Below are 21,332 nucleotides of genomic sequence, written 5' to 3'. Positions count from 1 at the left end.
CCAGGGAGCTGCTTCCCATCGCGAACAGTAGGCGCCCCACTTCGCCCAGAAAGGGCGCCGCGGCTCGGCTCCGCGGGCGCTGCGTCGCCCATCGCACTGAACGCTGCGGCCCGCTGTTGTGCGGGCAGAAGGGGGTCGACGTCCAGTCCGAAAGGACCCCTTGGCATGGGATGTCGGCCAAGACGAGGCCAAGACCGGACCAAACCCGTGTGCTGCTTCTCGCGATCTGGTAAGCATGTTGGAAGTAGGCGTCGTGGCGGAGCCCATTCGAGCGAAGGAGCCGTTCGTGCCCCGACTCTTCATTAGCCATTCCTTCAGGGATGGCGTGAAGCATGCAGCAATTCTGACTGAGGCCCTGCAATCCATTCCCGGCGTCGACGTCTTCTCACCGACGGATCACATGCGCCTCGGCGCCAGCTGGGTTTCTCAGGTCGGCACCAATATATCGGGTTCAGAGGCGGATATCCTCGTCATGACCAAAGATTCGCTTCGCTGGGAAAGTTCATGCAGATTGGAGTGCGTGGTCGCACAGGACCGCGGGATCCCTGTAATCCCCGTACGCATGGAGGCTGGCCTGAAACTCTATCCACAGTTTGTGTGGCCCAATGTGGTGTGGGTCGACTGTGCAGTTGATTTCGCCGAGGGGCTGGCCAAACTATCAAGGGAAGTCGCTGTCCTTTCGAAACGCGGAGCTGTCGAGCATGCGATACCGCAACATGCTTGGGACGTGAAACGAGGGCCGTTCTCGGACGACGCGGCTCTTTACCTCGGCCAATGGTTCGTCGAGGTTAAGCCACCGAAGCGCAGGATAAGTCTCGTCAAACATCACGTGCTGAAGCTCTTTCCCAACAGGTCATTCGAACAGCAATTGGTGATCGACAGGAAGGGTTTGTCTCGCGTTCGGGGCACATGGGGTTTGGACCCCGACAAAGTCACGCTGAGGCTGGCAGCAGGCAAAGGCCAGATGCTGGAGTATCGAATCGACGGCAGCGCCGGGCCCAATTGGTTCGCCGGAAGTTGGAACGAGACCCGTTTCACGGCAAGAAGGATGCTCGAGTTAGACCGATGACTGGCCGATCCAAACCATTTCGTGCACGTGTCACCGTCGTTTCCCAACTCGAAATGCCAACTCGGATTGCCAAGGATTAGGTCAAACTCATGAGAAATATCCGGATCTGCCTCTACGGAGGAACAGACCTCAAAGGCACGCCCACACCATTCGTCGAGCAGCTCGCGTACGAGCTCCTCACGAGAAGGCCTTCGGTTCTCGTGACGGGAGGGTTCGTCCACAATGATCGCCATCCCACGGCCGACTCGACGGATTCAGCGGCGTTACGAGGCGCTCGGCGCGCCGCGGACGATCTACGAGAGCCGCTCGATGCGTTGTTTGAGGCCTGGGTTCCACAAGGCGATGAAGCCAGGGTCACAAGAATGACAGGCGACCTGGGGATACGCGTCCGTGTCGCCGAGGGACAGACTCCCTTGGGTCGGCGCCTATCGATGGTGAAGGGTGTCGATTTGGTTGTCACCATTGCGGGCAGCAGACACACCGAAGTTGTTGTGGAGCAGGCGGTTGAGCTCGGCGTGCCGGTGCTGCCTCTTATTCAGGCAGGCGGGGTCTCCAAGAAGATGTACGCATCGCACAAGCGACGGATAGACGCTGCTTTCGCCCCGGGTTCGGTCAATGAGTGCTTCAAGCTGCTCGCTGGCCGGTTGGACGGTCAGCAGGCTCCCAGGTGCGTCGTCGATGTGATTGAAACGGCTCGCCTGGGACAATGCCTCGTCCTCCAACCCCACCGCACGGAGTCAGATGAGGAGCTGTATGATTCAATCATTCGTCCCAGCGTTGCAGAGCACATGGTGCCCGTCAGGCTCAAGGACGAAGGTGGCAGCGAGCTGATCCATTCGCTGTTCTACGATACCATTGCGCGGAGGGCCACTGCCGTCATCGCGGATATCACGGACTTGAACGAGAACGTCATTTACGAGATCGGTTACGCTCACGGACGAGGGGCTCGTCCGCTGCTTTTCTCCCTTCGGTCGCTAAGCCCCGACAGCCTTCCCCTTTACCTTCGGACACTTCGATTTCACACGGTATCCCGAAAGGATCTGCCCCGTCTCATCAGCAACCACCTCGCGAAAGTCAAACATGCCCCGAGGGGCAACGAACTCGAGGGAACATGAGACGGACGCTTCGATGTCTGAGAGCCATCCATGCAAGGCGAGCAGTACTCACCCGCACACTCCTGACGCTCGTCACGGCTGACGCCGGCCCGGGCTCGACAGCCAACGTTCTTGCTCCACGGTCGGGCGCATGTTGCTACCGTTGTTCGGTGACCGCCCGGAGAAGAGCACGCCCGAGCAGCGCGCACGGTGGCTCGACGTGGGGAGGGGAGATGAAGCGGGCCCTGGTCGTGGGCATCGACTATTACGACAACGTATCCAGGTTGCGGGGGTGTGCCAACGACGCCGAGGCTTTGGCGCCGCTGCTGGCGCGCAACGACGACGCGGACTCGTCCAAGAACTTCGACGTGCAGCTGCTGGTCGCCCGCGACCGCTACTCGTCCGTGAGTCGAGGGCAGCTGTTACGGGCGCTGCGTACCCTGTTCGCTCCGGGTGCGGATTTGGCCTTAATGTACTTCGCCGGGCATGGGGCGAAGCTGGCCGACACCGATGCCGATGTGTGGCTCGTGACCAGTGACGGGACCGAGGACACGCTCGGGGTGAAGTACAGCGAGATCGAGCCGATGATCAGCAGGTTCCCGGGTGAGGTGGGCGTCTGGCTGGACTCCTGTTTCAGCGGCGGCGCCGCGACGCCACCGTTGCATGGTGCCAACCTCGCCCACATTCGCACCGGGGTGTCCATCCTCACCGCCAGCCGGGCCGACCAGCCCGCGGTGGAGACGCCTAGCCGGCGGGGGGCGTTCTCGACGTATCTGGAAGGTGCGCTTGAGGGCGGAGCTGCTGACGTGCTCGGCCAAGTGACCGTGGCTGGGCTCTACGCGTACGTCAGTGAGGCGTTCGGCGCTTTTGATCAGCGGCCGACGTTCAAGGCCAACGTTGAGCGCCTCCAGCCGATTCGACAGTGCCCGCCGAGTCCGAGCCTGTCCCTACTGCGGCGGCTGCCAACGTGGTTCCCGACACCGGAGCATGTGTTCGCGCTGGACCCGAGCTACGAGCCCACCGCAGAGCCCAGCAACGAGGAGCACGAGGAAATCTTCGCCGGTCTGCAGAAGTGCGTGGCCGCCAAGCTCATCGAGCCCGTCAGTGAAGCGCACATGTACTACGCCGCGATGAACTCCCGCGGGTGTCGGCTCACCCCACTGGGGCGACGGTACCGCCGCCTGGCCGCGGACGACCGGTTCTGACGCAATGCGGGTAGGTATCACGGGCCACCAGCGCATCCCGCCGGCCGCCCACGCCTTCATCATCGACGCGATCACGCGTTACCTGACCGGCGTTCCGGACCTGGTCGGTGTGAGCAGCCTGGCCGCCGGAGCGGACCAGGAGTTCGCTGACCTCGTGGTGGCAGCCGGGGGCGGGCTCGTCGTCGTCGTCCCGAGCGTCGACTACGAGTCGAGTTTCGAGTCCCCCGACGATCACCGCCGCTTCGCGCGGCTCCTCGCCGTGGCCGAGCATGTCATCCAGATGGGTTACGACGCCCCCACTGAGGCGGCCTACCTGGCCGCGGGCAGGCGGGTCGTGGACGAGTCCGACCATTTGCTCGCGGTGTGGGACGGCCAGCCCGCCCGGGGCCTGGGTGGCACCGCCGACATCGTCGCGTACGCCGCGCAGCGCGGTAAGCCGACCCACGTAGTCTGGCCCCAGGGCGTGCGCCGATAGAGCCGACACCGAGGCCACGTAGCAGCGCACCGGAACTGCGGCCGGGTGCATGGTGGAGGAGTGTCGGGCTCACGGAAGTCAAGAAGTCGGGTCTCATCCAAGCCGCCGACGGCCTTCCCTGGATCCCTCAGACCTGACCGCAGCACCGCTGGCGCCTCGCACTCGGCCGAATCAGCCGGGTCATCTCGCAGCTCGCGGGCGTCGGCGGCATGGCGAACGCCGGGTGGCGGGTCGACTGCCGGCGAAGGGACGCGGGGCGAGGGGCGCACCGGTAGCCGGATCCGGTCGGCAGTCCTCCCGCCGGCAGCTGGTGTGTGGGCCGTGTCCGTGGTTCGCCTTGGGGGTTGGTGCGCCTGGCTTCGTGAGCAGAGGCGCAGGCGGTGGATGGCCGCGCGTGATCGCCCGTCTTGGGAGCACTCCTGTCGAACACATCACCCGCCCCATCAACCTGCTCACCTCCGTCTCACCCTCACATGACGAGTCTGCCGACCCCCTGGTCTTGGGGTGCGCGAGCCAACTTCCTCGAAGTTGAGGTTGCCCAACTCAATGCCGTGCATTGGCCCGGGTCAGTAGTTTTGGGAAGCGGCAAGTACATACTCATAACGTTGGACCTCCCCGTGATCCTCGTAGCTCACCTCGAAAGGCACATAAGTCATAAACCTAAAGAGTTTCTTGTCAATACTGAAGTAAGCCGATGCAAAAGACTGAAGAAAGCCACGCTTCCTTCCGCCGAACGCCTCACGTGCAGCCCGCAGGGCGGCTTTATCCGCCGGATCAAGCGGCGGGGGCGTATCGGCGTGACGAGATACGACAACGACGAGATCCTCGATAACGTGACTCCCGGCATTTCTAACCTCTACCCGACCTGACTGTCTATCAAAGCCAACGAGAATCGAACTGCTCCCGCTGGCCCTCACCGCCACCGGTTGTAGCCATGCGCCGCGGGACGTATCCCTCAGGCGAAGCTCAGAAACATCGTGATCGAGGGCGGTCATGATCTGCTTGTGCAGGGAGCCGGGAGACTCGTAAATACCAACCAGCCCTAGAGGCTCGACTTCTTTGCGAAACGCAAGTAGACCTGGTTGGAACTCAGCGCCGCCTCGAATCTGTTCAGAGAAGTACAGGTGAATGATCTTGTTTAGTCTGAGCGCGCGTTTGATTTCCTCGGCACTTCCTGATGCGGCACGAGCCGTCTGAGTTCCCAGGCGTCTGTGAAAGATGCCCAACACGACTTGAGAAGTGTCGACAAGTTGAGCGTTAGTAACGCTCTGAGCATCACCTCGCCCAAGTATCGGAATCGCGTCCTTTCGATAGTAACGGCTGCGGAATTGAACATTTTCTGCCAACCCGTGTTCCCGGTTCCAATCCTCCATGGCAGTTTCAGCCGCAGCGCGAGCTTCGACGGCGTCATCGGGGCTCGCGAGAAACACGTCGAAGATGGTCTTCATTCACCAAAGTATGCTACGGCGTAACTGGATAGGTGTCGGTTTTCGTGCAGGTGACCCCTACCGCCGCGAAGCGGCAGTGTCCTTCCGCCGCAAATCGGGGGCATCCTGACGCATAGGTCTACGCCGGCCGTTCCAGGGAGGGCTGCCTCGGCTAACGCGGCCGTGATGGTGAGTCGCTCGCCCTCTGTAAGGGCGGGGGCCCAGCTTCTGCTACCCCGGCTTTCATGCGCAGTTGCTGATGTTCTCCTGGGTCATCGACCAGCGCCACTGCCCGTCCTCTTGGTACATGTGCGCGGTGACCGGCACCTTCGCCCCCTGCACCGCCACCTGAACGGTGACCTTCGTCGAGGGCAGCGACGCGTTCGTGCCGGGGATGACGTCCGCACGGCCGTCGGTGACCGACAACACCTTGAGCCACTTGAATTCTGGCGCGGTGGTCTTGGACCGGCAGGCGACGTATTCATCCTTGGAGACGACGGCCCGCTGGGCGCTCACTAGGGTGTCGTACTGCGCAGCCCAGTCCTTGGCGTTGAACCGCTCTACCCACTTCTTGAAGGCAGCTTCGGCAGACCCGGTAGCCGCCTGAGGAGCCGCGGCCGACGAGCTCGCTTCCGCAGGTGGCGTCCCCTCGCCGTCCCAACTCACGTCGGGGCCGACGTAGGGTGAGCAGGTGGATGGCTTGCCGGACACCAGTACGTCGGTGTCGACCTTCACCTTGCCCGATGCGGGGACGAGCTCCGGGTACGAGCTGCCGCCGCCGACGATGGCTCCGCTGGGGTTGGTGCATACGACCGCGACCCGGGGTGACTTGAGCGCCACGGTGAGCGGGTTCGACAGCTCGAAGGAGGCGACGGTCTGGCCGTACTCGCCCGTGCGGACCGTCACCGGGCCGGTAGGCGCGGCCGGGAACGCCTTGTCGCTAAACGCGCCGTTGGCCTCGACGTCCAGGGACGCCTCGACCTTCGCCGCTTTCTGCCCAGGGTCCAGGCTCACCTGGGTGCCCAGCGCGTGGTCCGCGCTTGGGCGGTAGAAGGCCTCGACCTGAGAGGCCGTCTTCAGCAGGGTGCCCTTCTCGTCGAGGACGTTGAAGCTGACCGTGACCGCCTGTCCGACGTACGTGCTGTTGTTGTGTACGACCGCGGTCACCCACACGTACTGGTCGTGCTGGCCGAACCCGCTTGCCTTGATAGTCCCCAGCTCCTGTGGCGCCGATGACGTAGCCGCAGGCAACGGTTCCGCGCTCGGACCGGACGTACCCGGACTGGAGGTCGCGACGTCGGATGGCGGTGTTGACCCGCCGCTGCACGCGGACAGAGCAAGGACAAAGACGGCGCAGGCAAGCGTTGAACGGCGCATCAAGTGACCCCCGTGAAAGAGTGAGTTTGTTCGGCGAGTTGAGGACACGCTATAGGCCAGTACGCACCCGACTTCCACTGGCCCGATACGGGTGGCGCAAAAGGACATGTGTCGACAACCGCGCCGGCGGGCGCGAACAGCCCCGCCCCGCAGCAGCCCACCGACAGGCTCGCGTATTCGGCGCACCAATGCCGGCTCTCCCCCACGCGCCACCGTTCTGCCCGGACCGGTCGGCATCGCTCCCCAGGGCAACCCGTGCTAGGCGCCCATTTCAATGCGCTGGCGCCGCTCACCCCGGAACTCGGAGTACGCGAGCGCGTGACCTGTCATTCTGGATGCACATGTTGGCCGAATGGAGTTGCTGTGGATACCCCAACGAGCGGCAGTGAATCTAGCGTTACGACCCCAGGCCAAAGCGGTAGCAACACCCCACCAGGGACATCCGACGTGGACGTTGCGAAGCTGGCCGTTGCAGCCATCGGGGTGGTGAGTGTTTCTGCTGCCCTGGTGGGGGGTTTCACCGGAGCTATAGCCCGGGTTGCGCGCAACGGTCCGTGGTGGCTCCCGGCCATTGTCTTTCTTGTGTTCCTGGCGGCCGCCATGGCCTTGAAACCGACCGTCACGGACTGCACAGCCAAGGTTCGTGGCCGACTCCTGATTGGAGCGCTCAGCACGTTCGGGCTCGCGTCCGTCGTTGTGGCCTTGGCGCTCTCGCAGTCACTCGCGAAGCCAGATCGGCCAGTGATCGACGTGGTCTGGGCCAAGACGGACGGGGGATGGTCGCTCAAGGGGACCGTCAGGGCCTCCGGTCTTCAAACGGGCGACAAGCTCACCGTTCAGGTGAATCGTATTGTCACCAGCACGAACGAGGCCCCTCCGACGACCCTAGTGGCGACTCCAGGAATGACCACCAGACCGGCGTTCAACCCACCACCGCACTTCGCCTATTACGCGGGCACAGTCTACAAACAGGTGATTGGAGCGGATCTGGACGGCAACGCGACGCTGAATCTGCAGGTGCCCCTGCCACAGGACTATGACGGTCTGCAGGTCAGCGCCAACCTGGGTGACGCCGCGCAATGCCCTCAGGACGACAGGCGCTTCAGTGAATCGCAGCTCGCCTGCATCGTCTTGGATGCCCCTTCGTGGTCTGCGGCCACAGTGACCACACCGCCCCCGACGTCCACGATGACGACCACGGCGGTCCCTACAGTAGGTTCGTGACCCGCCTTGGCGCCGTCACCCGCTTCGTTGAGACGCCAAATACCCGGCCGAGATCAAGGTAGGTCTTTCCTTCGCCTGCCGACGCGAGAAGTGGAACGGGCCTAGCGTCGAGGAGCCCCTCATGGCCGGTCGCGTCGGGCGGCGGGGTCTGGTCCCGGCAGCGAGCCGCCGCGTGAGGTTACCCCCATGTCCGCTCCAACTCGCCTTATTCCATCTCAGCCGGCGGCCATGTCGACGGCGCAACTCGCCGCGGTGTCGTACCTGGCCCGGTACTCCGGTCGCACACACGCCCTGTACTCGTTCCAGCTGCGGGAGTGGTTCGCCTGGTGCGAGAGCAACGGGCTCGACGCCCTGACCGGGATCCAGCGAGCCCACGTCGAGCTCTACATCCGCCAGCTCGGCGACCGCGGGCTGATGGACTCCTCGGTCAACACGATGATGCACGCCGTCCGCGGTTACTTCCGCTTCGCCCACATCGAGCGCCGCATCGCCGCGGACCCGGCCGTCTACGCCCACCTGCCGAAGATCCACCGCGACGAGTCCCGCCACCCAAGGACTGGACCGGCTTGAGCTGATCCGGTTCCTGCAGGTCGCCCAGACCATCACCGTCCACCACGGCGCCCTCGCGTACCTGCTCGGCATCAAGGCGCTCCGCGCGTCCGAGGCGGCCGCGGTGCGGATCGAGGACTACGCCGACACCCTGCGCGGACACCGGGTGCTGCACCTAATTGGCAAGGGAAACAAGCCCGCCACCATGCCGGTCACCGTCCCCGTCCTGCGAGCACTCGAAGCGCGCCGCGGCCAACGCACGACCGGGCAGCTCGTGCTCCGGCCGGTCTCCGGCAAGCCGATCGACAGGCGCGACGTCTACCGGATGGTCGCCCGGATCGCGAAGACCGCCGAGATCCCGCGGCACATCAGCCCGCATTCGCTGCGGCACGCCGCCATCACCAACGCCCTCGACGCCGGTGTCCCACTGCGCCACGCGCAGATCCTGGCCCGGCACGCCGACCCGAGAACCACCGAGCACTACGGCCGCGCCCGAGGCAACCTCGATCGGCACGGCGTGCATTCCCTCACCGCCTACGTCGCCGGCGTCTGACTTGCGGGACACCAACAGCGTCAACTCCGCCCAGAAAGGGCGCGTCCAAAGAGCCGTCCGGAAGTCTCGGGCCTTCCCCTGCGTCCTTCCGCCGCCTGCGACGCGAGAACTCCTGCGGGTCTAGCGTCCGCGCGTAGCTCCTTGACCTCACGCTCCAGCTCAGCGATCCGTCTCGCCTCCGCGGGCATCACGCCAGGATGGTGGGCCTGGTCGGCCTCAGCCTGCTGGACCCAGTTGCGCAACGTATCGGGGTTGATCCCGAACTGCTCGCCGACCCGCTTCACCGCGCCAGCTTTGGTGTCCGGGTCACGACGTAGATCGACCGTCCGCCTGATCGCCCGCTCCCGAAGCTCCTCCGGGTACTTCCTCGGTGGTGCCATGACCCTCATCCTTCCGTGGAATGAAACCCTCCATTAGACCCGGCACAGGACAACGCGGAGAGGGGCCAGGTCACCACATCGGTCGACATCGCGTCGTGCCAAGGTCTTCCGCGTCTTGGCATCTGGCGCGTCGCCGACCGCAGTGGACATGGACGTGACAAAACCCGGTCATGAGGGCTGGCCTTGAGGCTGCGGCCGCGATTCTGCTCTTCGGCACCCTCCTCGACGCTAAAATGGAGAATCCCCCTTCGCGAGAGTGAGGGAAGAACGTGTCTCAGCGCGCGCGGCTCCTTAGCGGGTCCGAGCAGGCCAAGCCGGAGCAAGCTGCTCTTCGCACCCGACTTTCAGTGGACAGGCAGCAAGCAAGCTCCGCTGCAGTCGCAGGGCAGCCGCTAGATTCGTCCTTCAGGCTGGAGATGGAATCGCGGCTACGACACGACTTCAGCGCTGTCCGGGTCCATGCCGGAGCCCATGGGGACGCAGCCGCCCGTGGCTGGGGTGCAGAAGCGTTCACCGTTGGACGCGACATCTGGGTGAGGAATGGAGCCGGCAACGCGACCACAGCAGCGGGGCGCCGCTTGCTGAGCCATGAACTGGTTCACGTCGCCCAGCAGGCGTTGTACCCCAGCATTGATCCGCAGAGCCGTGGACATGAGGGTGACGCCTGGGAACAAGCCGCTGAGTCCTTTGCCGAGGGCAATGCGGCCCCGCCCATCCCCAGGGGACCTTCTCCAGCACTTCAGCGGCAGCCATCGCGTCTGGACCGTGGCTTTGCGGGGGAACAGCAGATGGCCTTCTCCCAATATCGCCTCCAAGATGGCTGGATCGTCCTCCGCGGCCCCAGCGGCGCCGCTGGTCATGCGGCGAACGCCGCCGGCGAGGACGGGCTCTTCTACAACGTGCGCAATGGAGTACTTCGTATCGCTGACAATAAGGCGTTTGCCCGTGCAGGCAACGTCGCATCTGCCACGGCGATCGATCCGCACGTCAATCTCCTTCGAAATCTTGACGACATGATCGCCGACGTCGAAGCAATGGGATCGACAAGGGATGCCACCTTCCGGCAGGACGTCCTACGGCTGTTACGGCAGACCAGGGCGGCCGTACGCGACGGAACCCCCCTGCCGGGCCGAGTCCAACTCGTGGTCCATAACGAGATCGGACGGTCAACTGGAGTGACCGCAAGGCTCCGTGGACTCGGTGTTCGATTCATCGATGGTGCGGTTCCTCCAGTAGCGCCCGACGGTAATCTCCGTCCCCATCTGGGTCTCCGGAGTCAGGCAGCAGCGCCGGGTACGTCGACCGCCGTGTCGCCACAAAGCCCTCTAACTGTCGAAACAGCCGCCGGCACCAGCTCGCGGGCGGTTCTTGTTGCAGAGGAAACCGCCGGGGCGGGGGCTGCGGGCCGCGCGCTTACCATGGCAGGCCGGGTCGGTTCCGCTCTAGTGCGTGCAGCGATCATGGCGGTGATCGTGCTCGGCCTCGACTACCTCAGGAGGGGGGCTGAGGCGGAGAGGTTCCAACGGAAGATGGCCACCGAGCAGCCCCGCCTCGAGGCAGCCGTGCGCGGCCTTTCCTCGCAGGTCGCCACCCTTCAACGTACGTCAGGAGGTGCAACCGTCTGGGCTCATATGTCCATCTGGATCAGGTCACAGACCGTGACTATCAGCAGCATGTACGGCGGCGTCTTCTTCGACACCAGCTTTGAGGACGCAGGATTCGGTGGTGCGACCGTCGGGCTCGACTATCACTCTTCGCGGTCCCACTCGTACGGCGAAGCGATGCACCTCCCCTCGAGCGGCGCGGTGTCGACCTACACGCCGTCAACCGAGACGGTCATCTACTCAGTACCGCTGCCGTACGACATTTCGACGCTCGATATCGCCACTCGCGTGCAACGACTTGCGGCGATCGAACGAGATGCTGCACGACCGGGATTGCCGGACCCAGCCCTCGAACTCCTATTCCAGGAGCGCGAAGCGCTGATCGGTACTCATCCGCGCTAACAGTGCTCAGGACACCACTCGGGCGGTACACATGTGTGAGGGCGGCGTAAAGCAACTTCATACCTGCGCGCGTATGGTCGCGCCCAGAGACCCAGGTGGTTCAACCCCAGTTGGGCTGACCCCGTGGCTCTACCCACATATCAAGCGGCTGGACAAGCGCCCAGGACTGCCAGTTGCTCACCCTCTGTCCAAGACGCAGGACGTCATGTCCACCCCAAATCCCGAGCGCACGTCAGTGCCAATTACGGGCACATCACCCAGCAGGCTCACCACTAGCGCCGCAGCCGCAGCTGCGACGGCGGCCCATGCTCGCAATCATTCGCTGGGGTGGCCGTGGCATGTGAGCCGACCGATGACCGGTGGTGGGTGATGGAGCACCTCGCGCTGGAACGCTCCGATATCTCTGGTGTGCGTGCAGCCCGGCCATCTCGGCCTGGATGCGAATACCGAGGTCCTGACAAGCGACAAGACAGACGAAAGGATGCGGTCCTGATCGCCCGTCTGAGCGGTCATTCCCGCTGCTACGTGCCGGACCGGTCGACCAGACCTCCCATCGAAGTGATCCAGTCCGTGACGTATCTCGGGGAGAGACCCAACCCTCTCCTTCGATATCCCAGCTGAGAGGAGGCCGCCATGAGCCCGGACCCCGATCACCGGCCTTTCGGCGGCGACCTGTCATCGACCACAGACTCCATCCTCTTATCGAATGGCGCCACCTGGACCTCCGCCTGGTGCCACACCGAAGCGCGAGTCGACATGCGGGCATCGTGCTTCTTGAACGTGCCTCGTGATGGCCGGGCTGGACAGTGGATCGGCGGTTGGAGTGCAAGGACTGCTCCGCGAACACGGTCAGAACGACTACGTCATGCGAACGGGTCTTTCGGAGTCGGGCGATGTGGCTGAGCTTCTGGGTGGCGGTGTCCTTCGGCATCCTCTTCTTGCTCGTAGAGATCGTTTTCGACTGGCCGTTGCCCATTGGAGTCGGCCTTATCCCAGCGACCGCTATTTCATTCATGACGAACGGGTGGGAAGGGTTTTGGCACTGGAAGGTTCACTTCCACGACAAGCTTTGCGTCCAGGCTCCGAGCGGAGGAGAACTCAAGTGTTGGGACGCCACAAGCCAACAGATTCCTGACATGGCCCGTCCACCAGAACCCCCTGGATGGGTCGAGGTGGTCATGCCTTGGTACGACGACCGGTACGTCGGCGAGTGGCTCCTAACCGGCGTGCCCCTGGACCTGGCAGCTTCCGCTGTGGCCGCCGGGGTGCTTTGGCTCGCCTTGAGGCCCTTCGGGCGGCACCATACGGTTGAGCGCGCTGTCGATCCCTTCGACTGAGGCGGGGCATTGGTAGGCCCTTGACTCCTGGAGGCGGTCCGGCCCAGAACGCAGATGCGCCAAACGACTTGGAGGCACGGAGGTCGCTTCCCAGCACGGAAGGGCCTCCCCCCGGCTCTAGTTGAGACGGCACTGCCGGCTGGGGGCAGTGGGATCCAGCAGGTCCGGTAGATCTCGGTCCTCATGAGGTGGCCGTGCGAGTCGGCAGGGGCGCGAAACACGTTTCCTCTTTTCGCCGCGTGCGGACACGGCCTCGACATGGACCCTGTCTTGTAGCCGCAGACGTTCGCGAATTGGAGGTCGTACGTGTGCGCGCCGGCTCGCTAGCCTCTGCTGCATGACCGTAGGCGGCACCCGACACCTGATCGACGTCACGTTCAACGTCGAGACCGATGCGGGCGGCGGGGATCCCGACCGGACCAGCCCCACCCTCCGTCGCTACCACCAGCTGCTCTGGAGTAAACCGCTCCCGGACGGAACTGAATTCACCCTCGACACCACGACCCCGTACTCCTACCTTCACCATGCCTCTGCCGTGGGCGAGTTCCTCATGTCCAGCGATTCCATCGTTCACTCCTACCGCGGCGCCTACCTGAACCGCCTCGGAGCAGTGATGAAGCAGGTGCCGCCCGAGCACGCAGCTCAAGTTCATGACGAGGGCTCGACCATCGGCGGCTACCTCCTGTTCCCCGGCGACGTGCGCGATCGCAAGCCGACGATCAACGGCGTCCGCGGGATGCACCCAAAGATCTGCGACCGCATCGACCTCACCTTGGAGTGCATCCGCCGTCACTACGCGCAGGAGGAGAGTCCGCTGGCCGGGGCGCTGCGCAGGTACCAAGACTACTTCGCGCTGTTCGGCGACTTCCGCCGCTACGTCGAATTCTTCCTGCTCGAGGACCTCGTGAATGAGACGTGCGTCGAGGTCCGGTGGTATCTGCCATTCGACGGCTTCGGCAGGTCGCCACTGCCGCAGACCCCCGATGAGTACGAGACCTACCGGCAGGCCTCACCGCACTTCGTTCGCGGCCGCAACCTGCGAATCCTCGACTGGGCGTCGAAGAATCTCGCCTGAGTGGCCCGCAACATGCGTCTATCCGCCGCGTAGAAGGCCGTTGGTTCTCTGGAGGTACCGGGCTGAGATCCTTGGCGTCGGCTGCGCTGGCGGAGAGGCAGGTACGAGGTTCGTAAACGCCCGCTGTGCTGAAGGGTGGGGTCCTGCGCTTCCGCTTAGGCTCCTATTATGCGACCGATTCCGCTTGCTTCGCTTCTGCCCTCGGGGTTCGACCCGAAGACCTGCAAGCTGCACTGCGCGGTCTTCAATGGTGAGAACTACCCCATCGACGTCCTCGCCAACGATCCGGCGGAGTGGCAGCGCTGGAACTCGTGGCGCGCCGAGAAGAACGACTTCAACCGACAGTTCATCTTCGCGCTCGCCCAGGATCGCCACGATCCGACCCTGTGGCTCTTCGGCGGAACGTGGGAGGTCACCGGCCGGCGTCCTGAGCCGAGGACCTACTCCTACGACGTCGTTCCACGCGACGACTTGATGGGCCCGTTTGTACGGCGTCTCTACATCAGGCTGCACCTGGCCGGGCGTCAACGACGGCGGACGATGGAGTCCTGTCTTGACGAGATGACCGTGTCTTCGATCCTCGAGGAGGCGTTCGTGGGTGACCCTTTCCCGGGCCACGACCGCATCAACCACACGCTCGCCGACCTCCAGATCATTGTCAGCCAACAGCGCCCCGACTGGCGGATTGCCCTCGAGCACATGAAGGGCGTCTACGTCATCCACGACCAGACGACCGGCGCCCGGTATGTGGGGTCGGCCTATGGCGATACTGGCATCTGGCAGCGCTGGAGCACGTACGCCGCGACCCTCCACGGGAACAACGTCGGTCTCAAGGAGCTCGTCCTAGACAAGGGCGATGACTACTTCCGCATGAACATGAAGTTCGCGTTGCTGGAGTTCTGGTCGATGCGCACCGACGACGCCCACGTCCTGCAGCGAGAGTCATATTGGAAGGAAGTCCTCCACGCGCGCTCGCTTGGCCACAACAAGAACTAGGTCCATTCGTGCGCAGCGCCCGCCTGCCGCGCCCCACGTCCGTCGTCCGCTGAAGTGCGCCACGACAACGACTATCGATTCCGCCGCGACTGGGCGCGTGGTGATTGAGCCACGATCTGGGATGTCTTGCGTCCTAGGTGCGCGGCAACTCCTTCCATGCCAGCATTCCTTCATGGTTGGAAGCGCAAGGCTAAGGGTTGGGGGCGCAGCAATGCTCGCCTTGATACTTTCGGGGTGCTCGGCAGGCGAGCAGAGCTCACCTGAAGCGGCGCTCAAGGCGGCATACGGGGCGATCAGCGACGGCAATTTCGCCGACGCCTGCGAGTTCATCGATGAGCGGGCCAAGCAAAGCCTTGCAAACTTCGGCTCCACCTGCGAGGTGGCCATGGCCAAGGAATATCCGCCCGAGACGCGCGCGAAGATGACCGACGTTGAAATTGACATGGATGGGGTGGACACCTCAGCCGACGTGGTCAAGATCCCCGAGAAGGCTGTCTCCTTCGGTGGCCGGGCCTCGGACGACGGAGACACGACGCTCGTCAAACGCGATGGAAAGTGGTGGATCACAGCGAGCAGGTGAGGGCCGCATGAGCTGCGTCCGCGATCCTTGCTCCCGGCTTGCTGGTGGCGGAGCCGACCTCCGATCGCGTCCTGCCCGATGCGTCTATCCGCCGCGAGTGGGTGTCCTCGAATCTTCGGGAGGGTGAGCATTGAGGCTGTCGCGCGCCGCGCTCGATCACCTGCTCAGCGACGGCGACCATCAGGTCGGCACCCTGTTCGCGAAGGTGCCGACGACGACGTCCTGGGTCCGCGTGACGTCTAACCGGGGTGCGGGACCGGTGCGCCAGGCGCTACAACGGGACGGTGACCGAGCTATGGACCGACCCCGAGTGGCTTGCCGGTGCCCACGCGTGGGTCGAGGAGCAGACCGACGCGCTTGGGCTGGTGCGCACCGGCGACGTCGAGCAGCCGCACGTCCGGGTGTGGTCGACCGTGCTCAAGATCCCGACGACCGCCGGTCCGGTGTGGTTCAAGGCCAACCACGGCCCCCTCCAGCACGAAGCAGCACTGGTCACGCTGCTCGCCCAGCGCGTCCCCGACCAGGTCGAGCCGCTCCTGGCCGCCGACCTCGACCGCGGCTGGATGCTGATGCGCGACGCGGGGACGCGGATGCGTGAGCTGGTGGTCATCGAGGCGAGCCTGGAGCGGTGGCACCCCGTCCTGGACACCGTGGCGCGGATCAGCATCGCGATGGAGGACGACGTCGCCGCCCTCCTCGAGGCGGGCGTCCCCGACCTACGGCTGGCCACCCTCCCGGCGAGCTACGCCGCGCTCATGGAGCAGATCGACGCCGCGCCCCGCTTCCGCGCCGCGACCGACCGGGTGGCCGAGCTGTGTGATCAGCTCGCGGCCTACGGCATCAGGGAGTCCGTGCAGCACGACGACCTTCACGACGGGCAGGTTTTCGTGCGCGATGGTCGCCACTGGGTCGTCGACTGGGGGGACGCCTGTGTCTCCCACCCGTTCTTCGTGCTGGCCGTCGCGCTGGAGGGCCAGATCGCCTGGGGCCTGGACGACGTGGAGAATTCCGTCGACACCGAACCGTTCCGCGACACCTTCCTCGGGCCCTACGAGGCCGCCTACCCCAACCTCTCGCACGCCGAGCTGGTGGAGGCCGCGCGCCTCGCAACAAGGCTGGGCTGGGCCGCCCGAGCTGTCAACGGGCATCTGTCCGTCGACGAGCAGAGCACCCTGCGGCGGCTGGAGATGTTCGTCGACGGCCAGGTGCAGGATTGAACCCCGATCAAATCACCGTCGGTGGATCAGGGATGATCTGCGCTGAAGACGGATGCCTGTGTTGGACCTGCGTCTCTTCGCCGCGTAGAGCGATAGGCCCAGATGTGACTACCCCGCCTGGGCTTAGACGGAACCGACCGTCAGGACGGCGCGCCGAGTCGGTGTCGCACCACCCTCCGGCGCAGGGTGGGCGACGCCTCGACCTCGTAGCCGGCGTCGAGGAAGACCTGGAGCAGCCCGACCGACGCCTCGTCCCAGATCACCGTCTTACCCGGCGGCGGCTCGGTGGGGTAGCCCTCGAGGACGCGAGCGCCGACCTGCCTGCCGTACTCGACGGTTGCGGCGGCGAGCTCGTACATCAGTCCCTGTCGACGGAACCCCTTGCGCACGACGAAGCAGGTGACCGACCAGACGCCCTCGAGGTCGGGGTCCATCCGCATCCACGACTTCTGCCGCGCCCAGATCCTCGGGTAGTTCTCCCGCGGCTCGATCGCGACCCAGCCGGCCGGCCCGCCGTCGAGGTACCCGACGAGGCCGGATGTGGGGCCGCTCGTGCCGCAGCCGGCCTGCTCAAGGAGTGCGGCGTCGCGCTCCTGCTGGGTCGTGTCGCGCCAGATCCAGCCCGGCACCTTGAGCGCCTGGCAGCGGCACTTGCCGGCGCCGCCGGCGTCGAACACGGCCTCGACGTCCTCGCTCGTCGCGTGGTTGGCCGGTCGCCAGCTGAACTCGGGCACACCGCGAGACTAGTGGCGGGTCGCCGCCAGTAACGACGCCGTGACCATCAAATCCGTGACCTCGTCGATGGGTCACACCGCCGCCTTTCGGGCGCACGCCTGTCTCTCACCCACACGCCGATGCGCGGATGTGTACGTACACACGAGTTGTTGGCTGCCGGTCGAGACGTTGTACTCGACGCAGCCGGAAAGTATGCCCTGCCACCTTCAGCCGCCGTCCTAACGTTCGCCCGGCCCGGGCTCGCCTGGTGGCCACGGGTCTGGGAGGCCGAAGAAGTCCTCCGCCGTAAGAGTGGTCGGGCTCTCCGTCAGCTTCCCGGATGCCCTGCTCAGGGCGGACGGCCAGCAGGTGGTCTGCAACTTCGTCGCCCGCGGGCAGTTGAGGTCGATGGGTGCCGACCCGGCCGTCTTGAACCTCTCGACGAGAACGGGATCTTTGCGTTAACCATCTTCCATGACCCCGTACGCACACCTGACTGAGCAGCAGGCGGCGGCCGCCCTCGAGGAGTTCCTGCAGGAGCGGTCCCCCGCCCTGCGGCATCTCGAGCTCGCCGTGGGCGATGCTGTCCACCTGGACCACTCGGTCGAGAGCCTCGGACCGCTGTGGGTGTGGGCGAAGGAGAGGCTCCGGCTCGGTCCGTCCGGACATCAGCCGTCCTGGTCGAGGCTGGGGCTCGGGGAGCACGAGCGACTCGACGAGGCCTCCCTCCAGCTGCTCGACGGACTGATCTCCTACGTGATCGACATCATCACGAGCGCCGTCCCGGAGGCGAAGTGGGAGGTGGCGACTGACCCGCATCCGCGATACCTCGACCAGAACAAGCCGATGCTGAGAGCCGGGGCCTGGGAGCAAGTGCCAGCTTCGACGATCGGCAACCTGGGGCGCCAAGTGTTCAGCGACTGGCCACCTGCCGAGGACCGACTCGCCTCGATCGTAGGTTCCTGGCTCACGGAGGTTGCCGACACCCGATGACCGTCGGGGTCGCCGTGGAGCCAGCAGCGCCGGACTCATCCGGTCATCGCCTTCCTATGCCGCTCCTCGTGCGGGTCCTGTCGGTGGGCGCTGGCGTCCTGAGGCGCGCACTGCTGGTCCAGAACGATCGTTTCTGAGGGCCAGCGTGGCCACCGTCAGCGCGACTTTGACCATAGACAACGACCGAGCCGGTCATCGCTGCTTGAATCGAGCTCATGCCCGACGATGTCGCCCTCGTCCTGGCGTGGATCGAGGCGAGCCAGCGCGCCCGGAACTCGCAGCAACCCGAAGACTACGAGGCCCTGCGCCGCTTCCTCGCCGACGACGTCCAGGTGAAGCTGGCCAGCGCGTGGACGGACTCGCCCTGGCGGATTGCGTACACGAGCGCCGACCAAATGGTCGAGCGGCTCGGTGCACCGATCAACGCGGGATCCGTCCTCAGGACCGAGAACACGAACGTGGTCCAGGCCGGCAAGGACGTCCTGGTCGAGCAACTGTCCACCATCAGCCGCGACGGAAACGACTACGTCAGCACGGTCTGCCACATCTTCGCCGTCGAGGACGGCCGGATCAAGCGGTTGCGCACCTACCGCAATGACCACGGCATCCCGGCAGGCTGAGACCTGAAGGGCCCCCGCGTACCGCCGATGCGGATGGCGGCGCAATCTGAGGTGCGGCTGACTCGTTGCCGGGGACGATCTCACTCACACATGTTCATGGGTATCGAACCCGGTCGGCCAGCCAATGGGGGCCGCTGGCATTGGTTCCGAGAGACGGTAAGGAGTGGCCGCTCGCGTTTCGCGAGAGGGCAGCCTTACACGCTTCCTGATGCCCTCGCCGCGGTGAGCAAGGCGCGCGTCGCGGATCGCCAAACAACCACCCGGGACACCGCGACTTTGCAGCTCATGCTGATGCGAGCGGCTGCGACTAACTTCCGGATGATCGGCAATGAGCGCGTTCGCGACGTGCGTCACACCGCCGCGTTTCGACCAACAGAACTACCTGAGCTACGGGCGGGACCCCGCCGCGCGGGTCGCTGATGCGTTCGCGACGAGTCGATCCATCGCAGCGAGAAGGCAGCCCGGCGACTCGTGCCAGACGAAGTGGCCCGCACCGGGCTCGATCCGCGACCAGGCACCCGGGATGCGGGCGGCACTGTCAATGCCGGCGCTGGCTGGCATCGGGCTCAGCTCGCCGACGAGCACGCCGACCGGGACCCTGATCGCCGGCAGAGACGCCTCCAGCACGGGCAGCCGGGCCGTCAGGTCCGTCCACAACCCCTGGCTGGCCGCTTGGGAGAGCTCGAGGTGCGGCATCGGCGGGGCGGAAGCCGCATCGGCGAAGTACGACCTCCAGAACAACGACAACGCCTCGCGCACCTCCTCGGGCGTTGCTTCGCCTGCGGAGTCCTTCTCGTCCAGGTCGCGGGCACGGTCCCGGGAGGCTTCGGGCACTCGTGCGAGCATCTCTGTGCCGAAGGCCTCTGCCCCGCCGTCACCGACCGCGCCGAGCGGATCCACCGACAGCACACCGGCGAGCCGCTCTGGGATGCCCGCCGCGGCGTGGAACACCAGATGGCCTCCCCACGAGTGGCCCATCAGGTAGGCCCTGTCCCAGCCCAGGCCGTCGAGCACAGCGGCGATGTCGGACACGGCCTCGGCGATCGTGAACTCGCCCTGATCCGTGGACGGAGCCAGACCCCGCTGCTGGTAGGTCGCCACCCGATAGCGGCCAGCCAGCTCCTCCACGGCGTCATCGAGATAGGTGAAGCCCATGCCCGGCCCGCCGTGGATCGCGAGCACTCGCGGCCCGCTGCCAGTGACCCATCCCGAGAGCTCACCGCAGCTCGTCCCAGCCGCAAACGGCGTCCGGTCCATGAGAGCAGGGTACGACTCCGGGAGGCCCCACCATATGCCGCCGACGGATCTCGGCCACAGCCACCCGTGCGGACACCGATCAGTCATCAGCAGTCTCCGCACAGGCTCTTCCGACAGGCGGCCCGGCGGTCATAGGCTCGGTGCATGGCGAAGCCGTCGCCCGTCTCAGAGTCCTCCGCCCACGTGGGTCTGCTCCACGCGCTGCCGGTCGTAGCCGAGTCGACAACCTCGCGGGTCGTTGTCACGAACGACGTGCTGCGGATCGTGCAGTTCACCTTCGACGCCGGGGAGATGCTCACCGAGCATGCCTCGCCGCGCGCCGTGGCGGTGCAGCTGGTGAGCGGCCGGATGCGGTTCACCGTCGACGGCACCGAGCACACCCTGGAGGACAGTGACGTCGTCTACCTCGCGCCGGGTGCCTCACATGCCCTGGTCGCCGAGACAGCGTGCCGGATGACCCTGGTGATGGTGGATCCCCCGGCCTAGCTCAGCCCTGGCGCGGAGAGTGCGGTCAGCCGAATGGTGTCCACCGTCGACCTGGCGTACCCGTTCGCGGGCCGCTGGCTGACCCAGAACAGCCCTGCGAACCGAGTGCCCAGTCACGGCACCGCCCTGTTCGCTACGTCTTTCGCGATCGACTTCGTCCCTGTCAACGAGGCAGGGCGAGCGTCACCCATCACGTTCGGGTCGCTGCTGCGCCCCGAACCTGCAGAGCAGTTTCCGGGCTTCGGGCGCCCCATCCTCGCGCCCGTCCATGGCCTGGTCGTCGGCGTGCACGACACGGCGCCTGACCACCACGCCTTCCGTGGGCTGCCCTCCGTTGGTTACGCCATCACGCAGCGCCGCCGGGCAGCAGCGGGTTGGGTGGCGTTGGCCGGCAACCACGTGATGATCCAAACGCGTGACGGCTCGGTGATCGCGGTGTGCCACCTGCAACACCGCAGCGTCCAGGCACAGCTTGGTCAAAGCGTTCGGGTGGGTGAGCCGATCGGGCATTGCGGCAACTCCGGCAACAGCACCGAGCCGCATGTCCACCTTCAGGCCATCGACCGCCTGGACGTGCTGCACGCCTCCGCCGTCCCCATCACCTTCGGCGGCCACCTACCCCGCAACGGCGAAATCATCGACGCGGCATAAAGGCACGTGCGTCTGGCCGCCGCGAACCGGCGTCGATCTGCAAGTCC

The 21,332-nt window shown here is 65.2% G+C and carries 22 protein-coding genes and 1 pseudogene; 18 read left to right on the top strand and 5 right to left on the bottom strand.

The annotated features are described in order from the left end of the window. Window positions 1-286 precede the first annotated feature (286 nt). The 4 genes from LG278_RS02020 (at window position 287) to LG278_RS02005 (ending at window position 3,843) form a co-directional block, all read left to right on the top strand. On the top strand, window positions 287-1,069 hold the full coding sequence (locus LG278_RS02020) for a TIR domain-containing protein (protein WP_404390416.1): 783 nt from the start codon (window positions 287-289) through the stop codon (window positions 1,067-1,069). Window positions 1,070-1,158: 89 nt separating this feature from the next. Further along, window positions 1,159-2,184, top strand: coding sequence for a hypothetical protein (locus LG278_RS02015; protein ID WP_404390414.1), 1,026 nt, complete (start codon window positions 1,159-1,161; stop codon window positions 2,182-2,184). Between the two features lie 212 nt (window positions 2,185-2,396). Next, window positions 2,397-3,368, top strand: coding sequence for a caspase domain-containing protein (locus LG278_RS02010; RefSeq protein ID WP_404390412.1), 972 nt, complete (start codon window positions 2,397-2,399; stop codon window positions 3,366-3,368). 4 nt (window positions 3,369-3,372) lie between these two features. Continuing rightward, the gene (locus tag LG278_RS02005; protein ID WP_404390410.1) at window positions 3,373-3,843 is read left to right on the top strand and encodes a hypothetical protein; all 471 of its coding nucleotides are present in this window, start codon (window positions 3,373-3,375) and stop codon (window positions 3,841-3,843) included. A gap of 566 nt (window positions 3,844-4,409) precedes the next feature. On the opposite strand, the gene LG278_RS02000 is transcribed toward LG278_RS02005, so the two are convergent. Continuing rightward, window positions 4,410-5,291, bottom strand: coding sequence for a hypothetical protein (locus tag LG278_RS02000; RefSeq protein WP_404390408.1), 882 nt, complete (start codon window positions 5,289-5,291; stop codon window positions 4,410-4,412). A 222-nt stretch (window positions 5,292-5,513) separates the two neighbouring features. After that, window positions 5,514-6,437: a hypothetical protein gene (locus tag LG278_RS01995; protein ID WP_404390406.1), complete on the bottom strand. Its 924-nt coding sequence runs from the start codon at window positions 6,435-6,437 to the stop codon at window positions 5,514-5,516. Window positions 6,438-7,094: 657 nt separating this feature from the next. Here LG278_RS01995 and LG278_RS01990 point away from each other — a divergent pair. The 3 genes from LG278_RS01990 (at window position 7,095) to LG278_RS01980 (ending at window position 8,973) form a co-directional block, all read left to right on the top strand. Then, the gene (locus LG278_RS01990) at window positions 7,095-7,871 is read left to right on the top strand and encodes a hypothetical protein (RefSeq protein ID WP_404390404.1); all 777 of its coding nucleotides are present in this window, start codon (window positions 7,095-7,097) and stop codon (window positions 7,869-7,871) included. A gap of 228 nt (window positions 7,872-8,099) precedes the next feature. Next, window positions 8,100-8,441 carry a site-specific integrase gene (locus LG278_RS01985; RefSeq protein WP_404390402.1) on the top strand — a complete coding sequence of 114 codons (342 nt, stop codon included), beginning with the start codon at window positions 8,100-8,102 and terminating at the stop codon, window positions 8,439-8,441. Then, window positions 8,428-8,973, top strand: a complete 546-nt coding sequence (locus LG278_RS01980; RefSeq protein ID WP_404393510.1) for a tyrosine-type recombinase/integrase — start codon at window positions 8,428-8,430, stop codon at window positions 8,971-8,973. Before LG278_RS01985 ends, LG278_RS01980 begins: the two co-directional genes overlap by 14 nt. 20 nt (window positions 8,974-8,993) lie before the next feature. On the opposite strand, the gene LG278_RS01975 is transcribed toward LG278_RS01980, so the two are convergent. After that, complete coding sequence (locus tag LG278_RS01975) at window positions 8,994-9,353, bottom strand: transposase (protein ID WP_404390400.1); 360 nt, start codon at window positions 9,351-9,353, stop codon at window positions 8,994-8,996. A 416-nt stretch (window positions 9,354-9,769) separates the two neighbouring features. On the opposite strand from LG278_RS01975, the pseudogene LG278_RS01970 reads away from it, so the two are divergent. The 7 genes and pseudogenes from LG278_RS01970 to LG278_RS01940 all read left to right on the top strand — a co-directional run. Then, window positions 9,770-9,910 (top strand): annotated as a pseudogene (locus LG278_RS01970) (DUF4157 domain-containing protein); the annotation flags it as partial. 231 nt (window positions 9,911-10,141) lie between these two features. Continuing rightward, on the top strand, window positions 10,142-11,359 hold the full coding sequence (locus tag LG278_RS01965) for a hypothetical protein (protein WP_404393738.1): 1,218 nt from the start codon (window positions 10,142-10,144) through the stop codon (window positions 11,357-11,359). A gap of 893 nt (window positions 11,360-12,252) precedes the next feature. Continuing rightward, the gene (locus tag LG278_RS01960) at window positions 12,253-12,696 is read left to right on the top strand and encodes a hypothetical protein (protein ID WP_404390398.1); all 444 of its coding nucleotides are present in this window, start codon (window positions 12,253-12,255) and stop codon (window positions 12,694-12,696) included. Between the two features lie 337 nt (window positions 12,697-13,033). Beyond that, entirely contained in the window at window positions 13,034-13,771 is a 738-nt protein-coding gene (locus LG278_RS01955) for a DUF6994 family protein (RefSeq protein ID WP_404390396.1), read from the top strand. Between the two features lie 168 nt (window positions 13,772-13,939). Beyond that, a complete protein-coding gene (locus LG278_RS01950; RefSeq protein WP_404390394.1) occupies window positions 13,940-14,767 on the top strand; it encodes a GIY-YIG nuclease family protein in 828 nt (275 codons plus the stop codon). A 172-nt stretch (window positions 14,768-14,939) separates the two neighbouring features. After that, window positions 14,940-15,347 (top strand): hypothetical protein, encoded by a 408-nt coding sequence (locus LG278_RS01945; protein WP_404390392.1) that lies wholly within the window; start codon window positions 14,940-14,942, stop codon window positions 15,345-15,347. Window positions 15,348-15,631: 284 nt separating this feature from the next. Further along, entirely contained in the window at window positions 15,632-16,564 is a 933-nt protein-coding gene (locus tag LG278_RS01940) for a phosphotransferase (protein WP_404390390.1), read from the top strand. Between the two features lie 140 nt (window positions 16,565-16,704). On the opposite strand, the gene LG278_RS01935 is transcribed toward LG278_RS01940, so the two are convergent. Further along, window positions 16,705-17,298, bottom strand: coding sequence for a GNAT family N-acetyltransferase (locus LG278_RS01935; protein WP_404390388.1), 594 nt, complete (start codon window positions 17,296-17,298; stop codon window positions 16,705-16,707). 454 nt (window positions 17,299-17,752) lie between these two features. Here LG278_RS01935 and LG278_RS01930 point away from each other — a divergent pair, with 454 nt between their 5' ends. Both LG278_RS01930 and LG278_RS01925 read left to right on the top strand, forming a co-directional pair. Further along, on the top strand, window positions 17,753-18,271 hold the full coding sequence (locus LG278_RS01930; protein WP_404390386.1) for a hypothetical protein: 519 nt from the start codon (window positions 17,753-17,755) through the stop codon (window positions 18,269-18,271). Between the two features lie 215 nt (window positions 18,272-18,486). After that, window positions 18,487-18,891 (top strand): nuclear transport factor 2 family protein, encoded by a 405-nt coding sequence (locus LG278_RS01925; RefSeq protein ID WP_404390384.1) that lies wholly within the window; start codon window positions 18,487-18,489, stop codon window positions 18,889-18,891. Window positions 18,892-19,278: 387 nt separating this feature from the next. On the opposite strand, the gene LG278_RS01920 is transcribed toward LG278_RS01925, so the two are convergent. Beyond that, on the bottom strand, window positions 19,279-20,148 hold the full coding sequence (locus LG278_RS01920) for an alpha/beta fold hydrolase (protein ID WP_404390382.1): 870 nt from the start codon (window positions 20,146-20,148) through the stop codon (window positions 19,279-19,281). 144 nt (window positions 20,149-20,292) lie between these two features. On the opposite strand from LG278_RS01920, the gene LG278_RS01915 reads away from it, so the two are divergent. Both LG278_RS01915 and LG278_RS01910 read left to right on the top strand, forming a co-directional pair. Next, the gene (locus tag LG278_RS01915; RefSeq protein WP_404390380.1) at window positions 20,293-20,634 is read left to right on the top strand and encodes a cupin domain-containing protein; all 342 of its coding nucleotides are present in this window, start codon (window positions 20,293-20,295) and stop codon (window positions 20,632-20,634) included. A gap of 33 nt (window positions 20,635-20,667) precedes the next feature. Continuing rightward, window positions 20,668-21,285, top strand: a complete 618-nt coding sequence (locus tag LG278_RS01910) for a M23 family metallopeptidase (RefSeq protein WP_404390378.1) — start codon at window positions 20,668-20,670, stop codon at window positions 21,283-21,285. Window positions 21,286-21,332 lie beyond the last annotated feature (47 nt).

Source organism: Humibacillus xanthopallidus, from assembly GCF_044793955.1.
Classification (GTDB): Bacteria; Actinomycetota; Actinomycetes; order Actinomycetales; family Dermatophilaceae; genus Humibacillus; species Humibacillus xanthopallidus_C.
The sequence above is the reverse complement of the archived record's forward strand: the minus strand, read 5'-3'. Positions and strand labels throughout refer to the sequence as shown.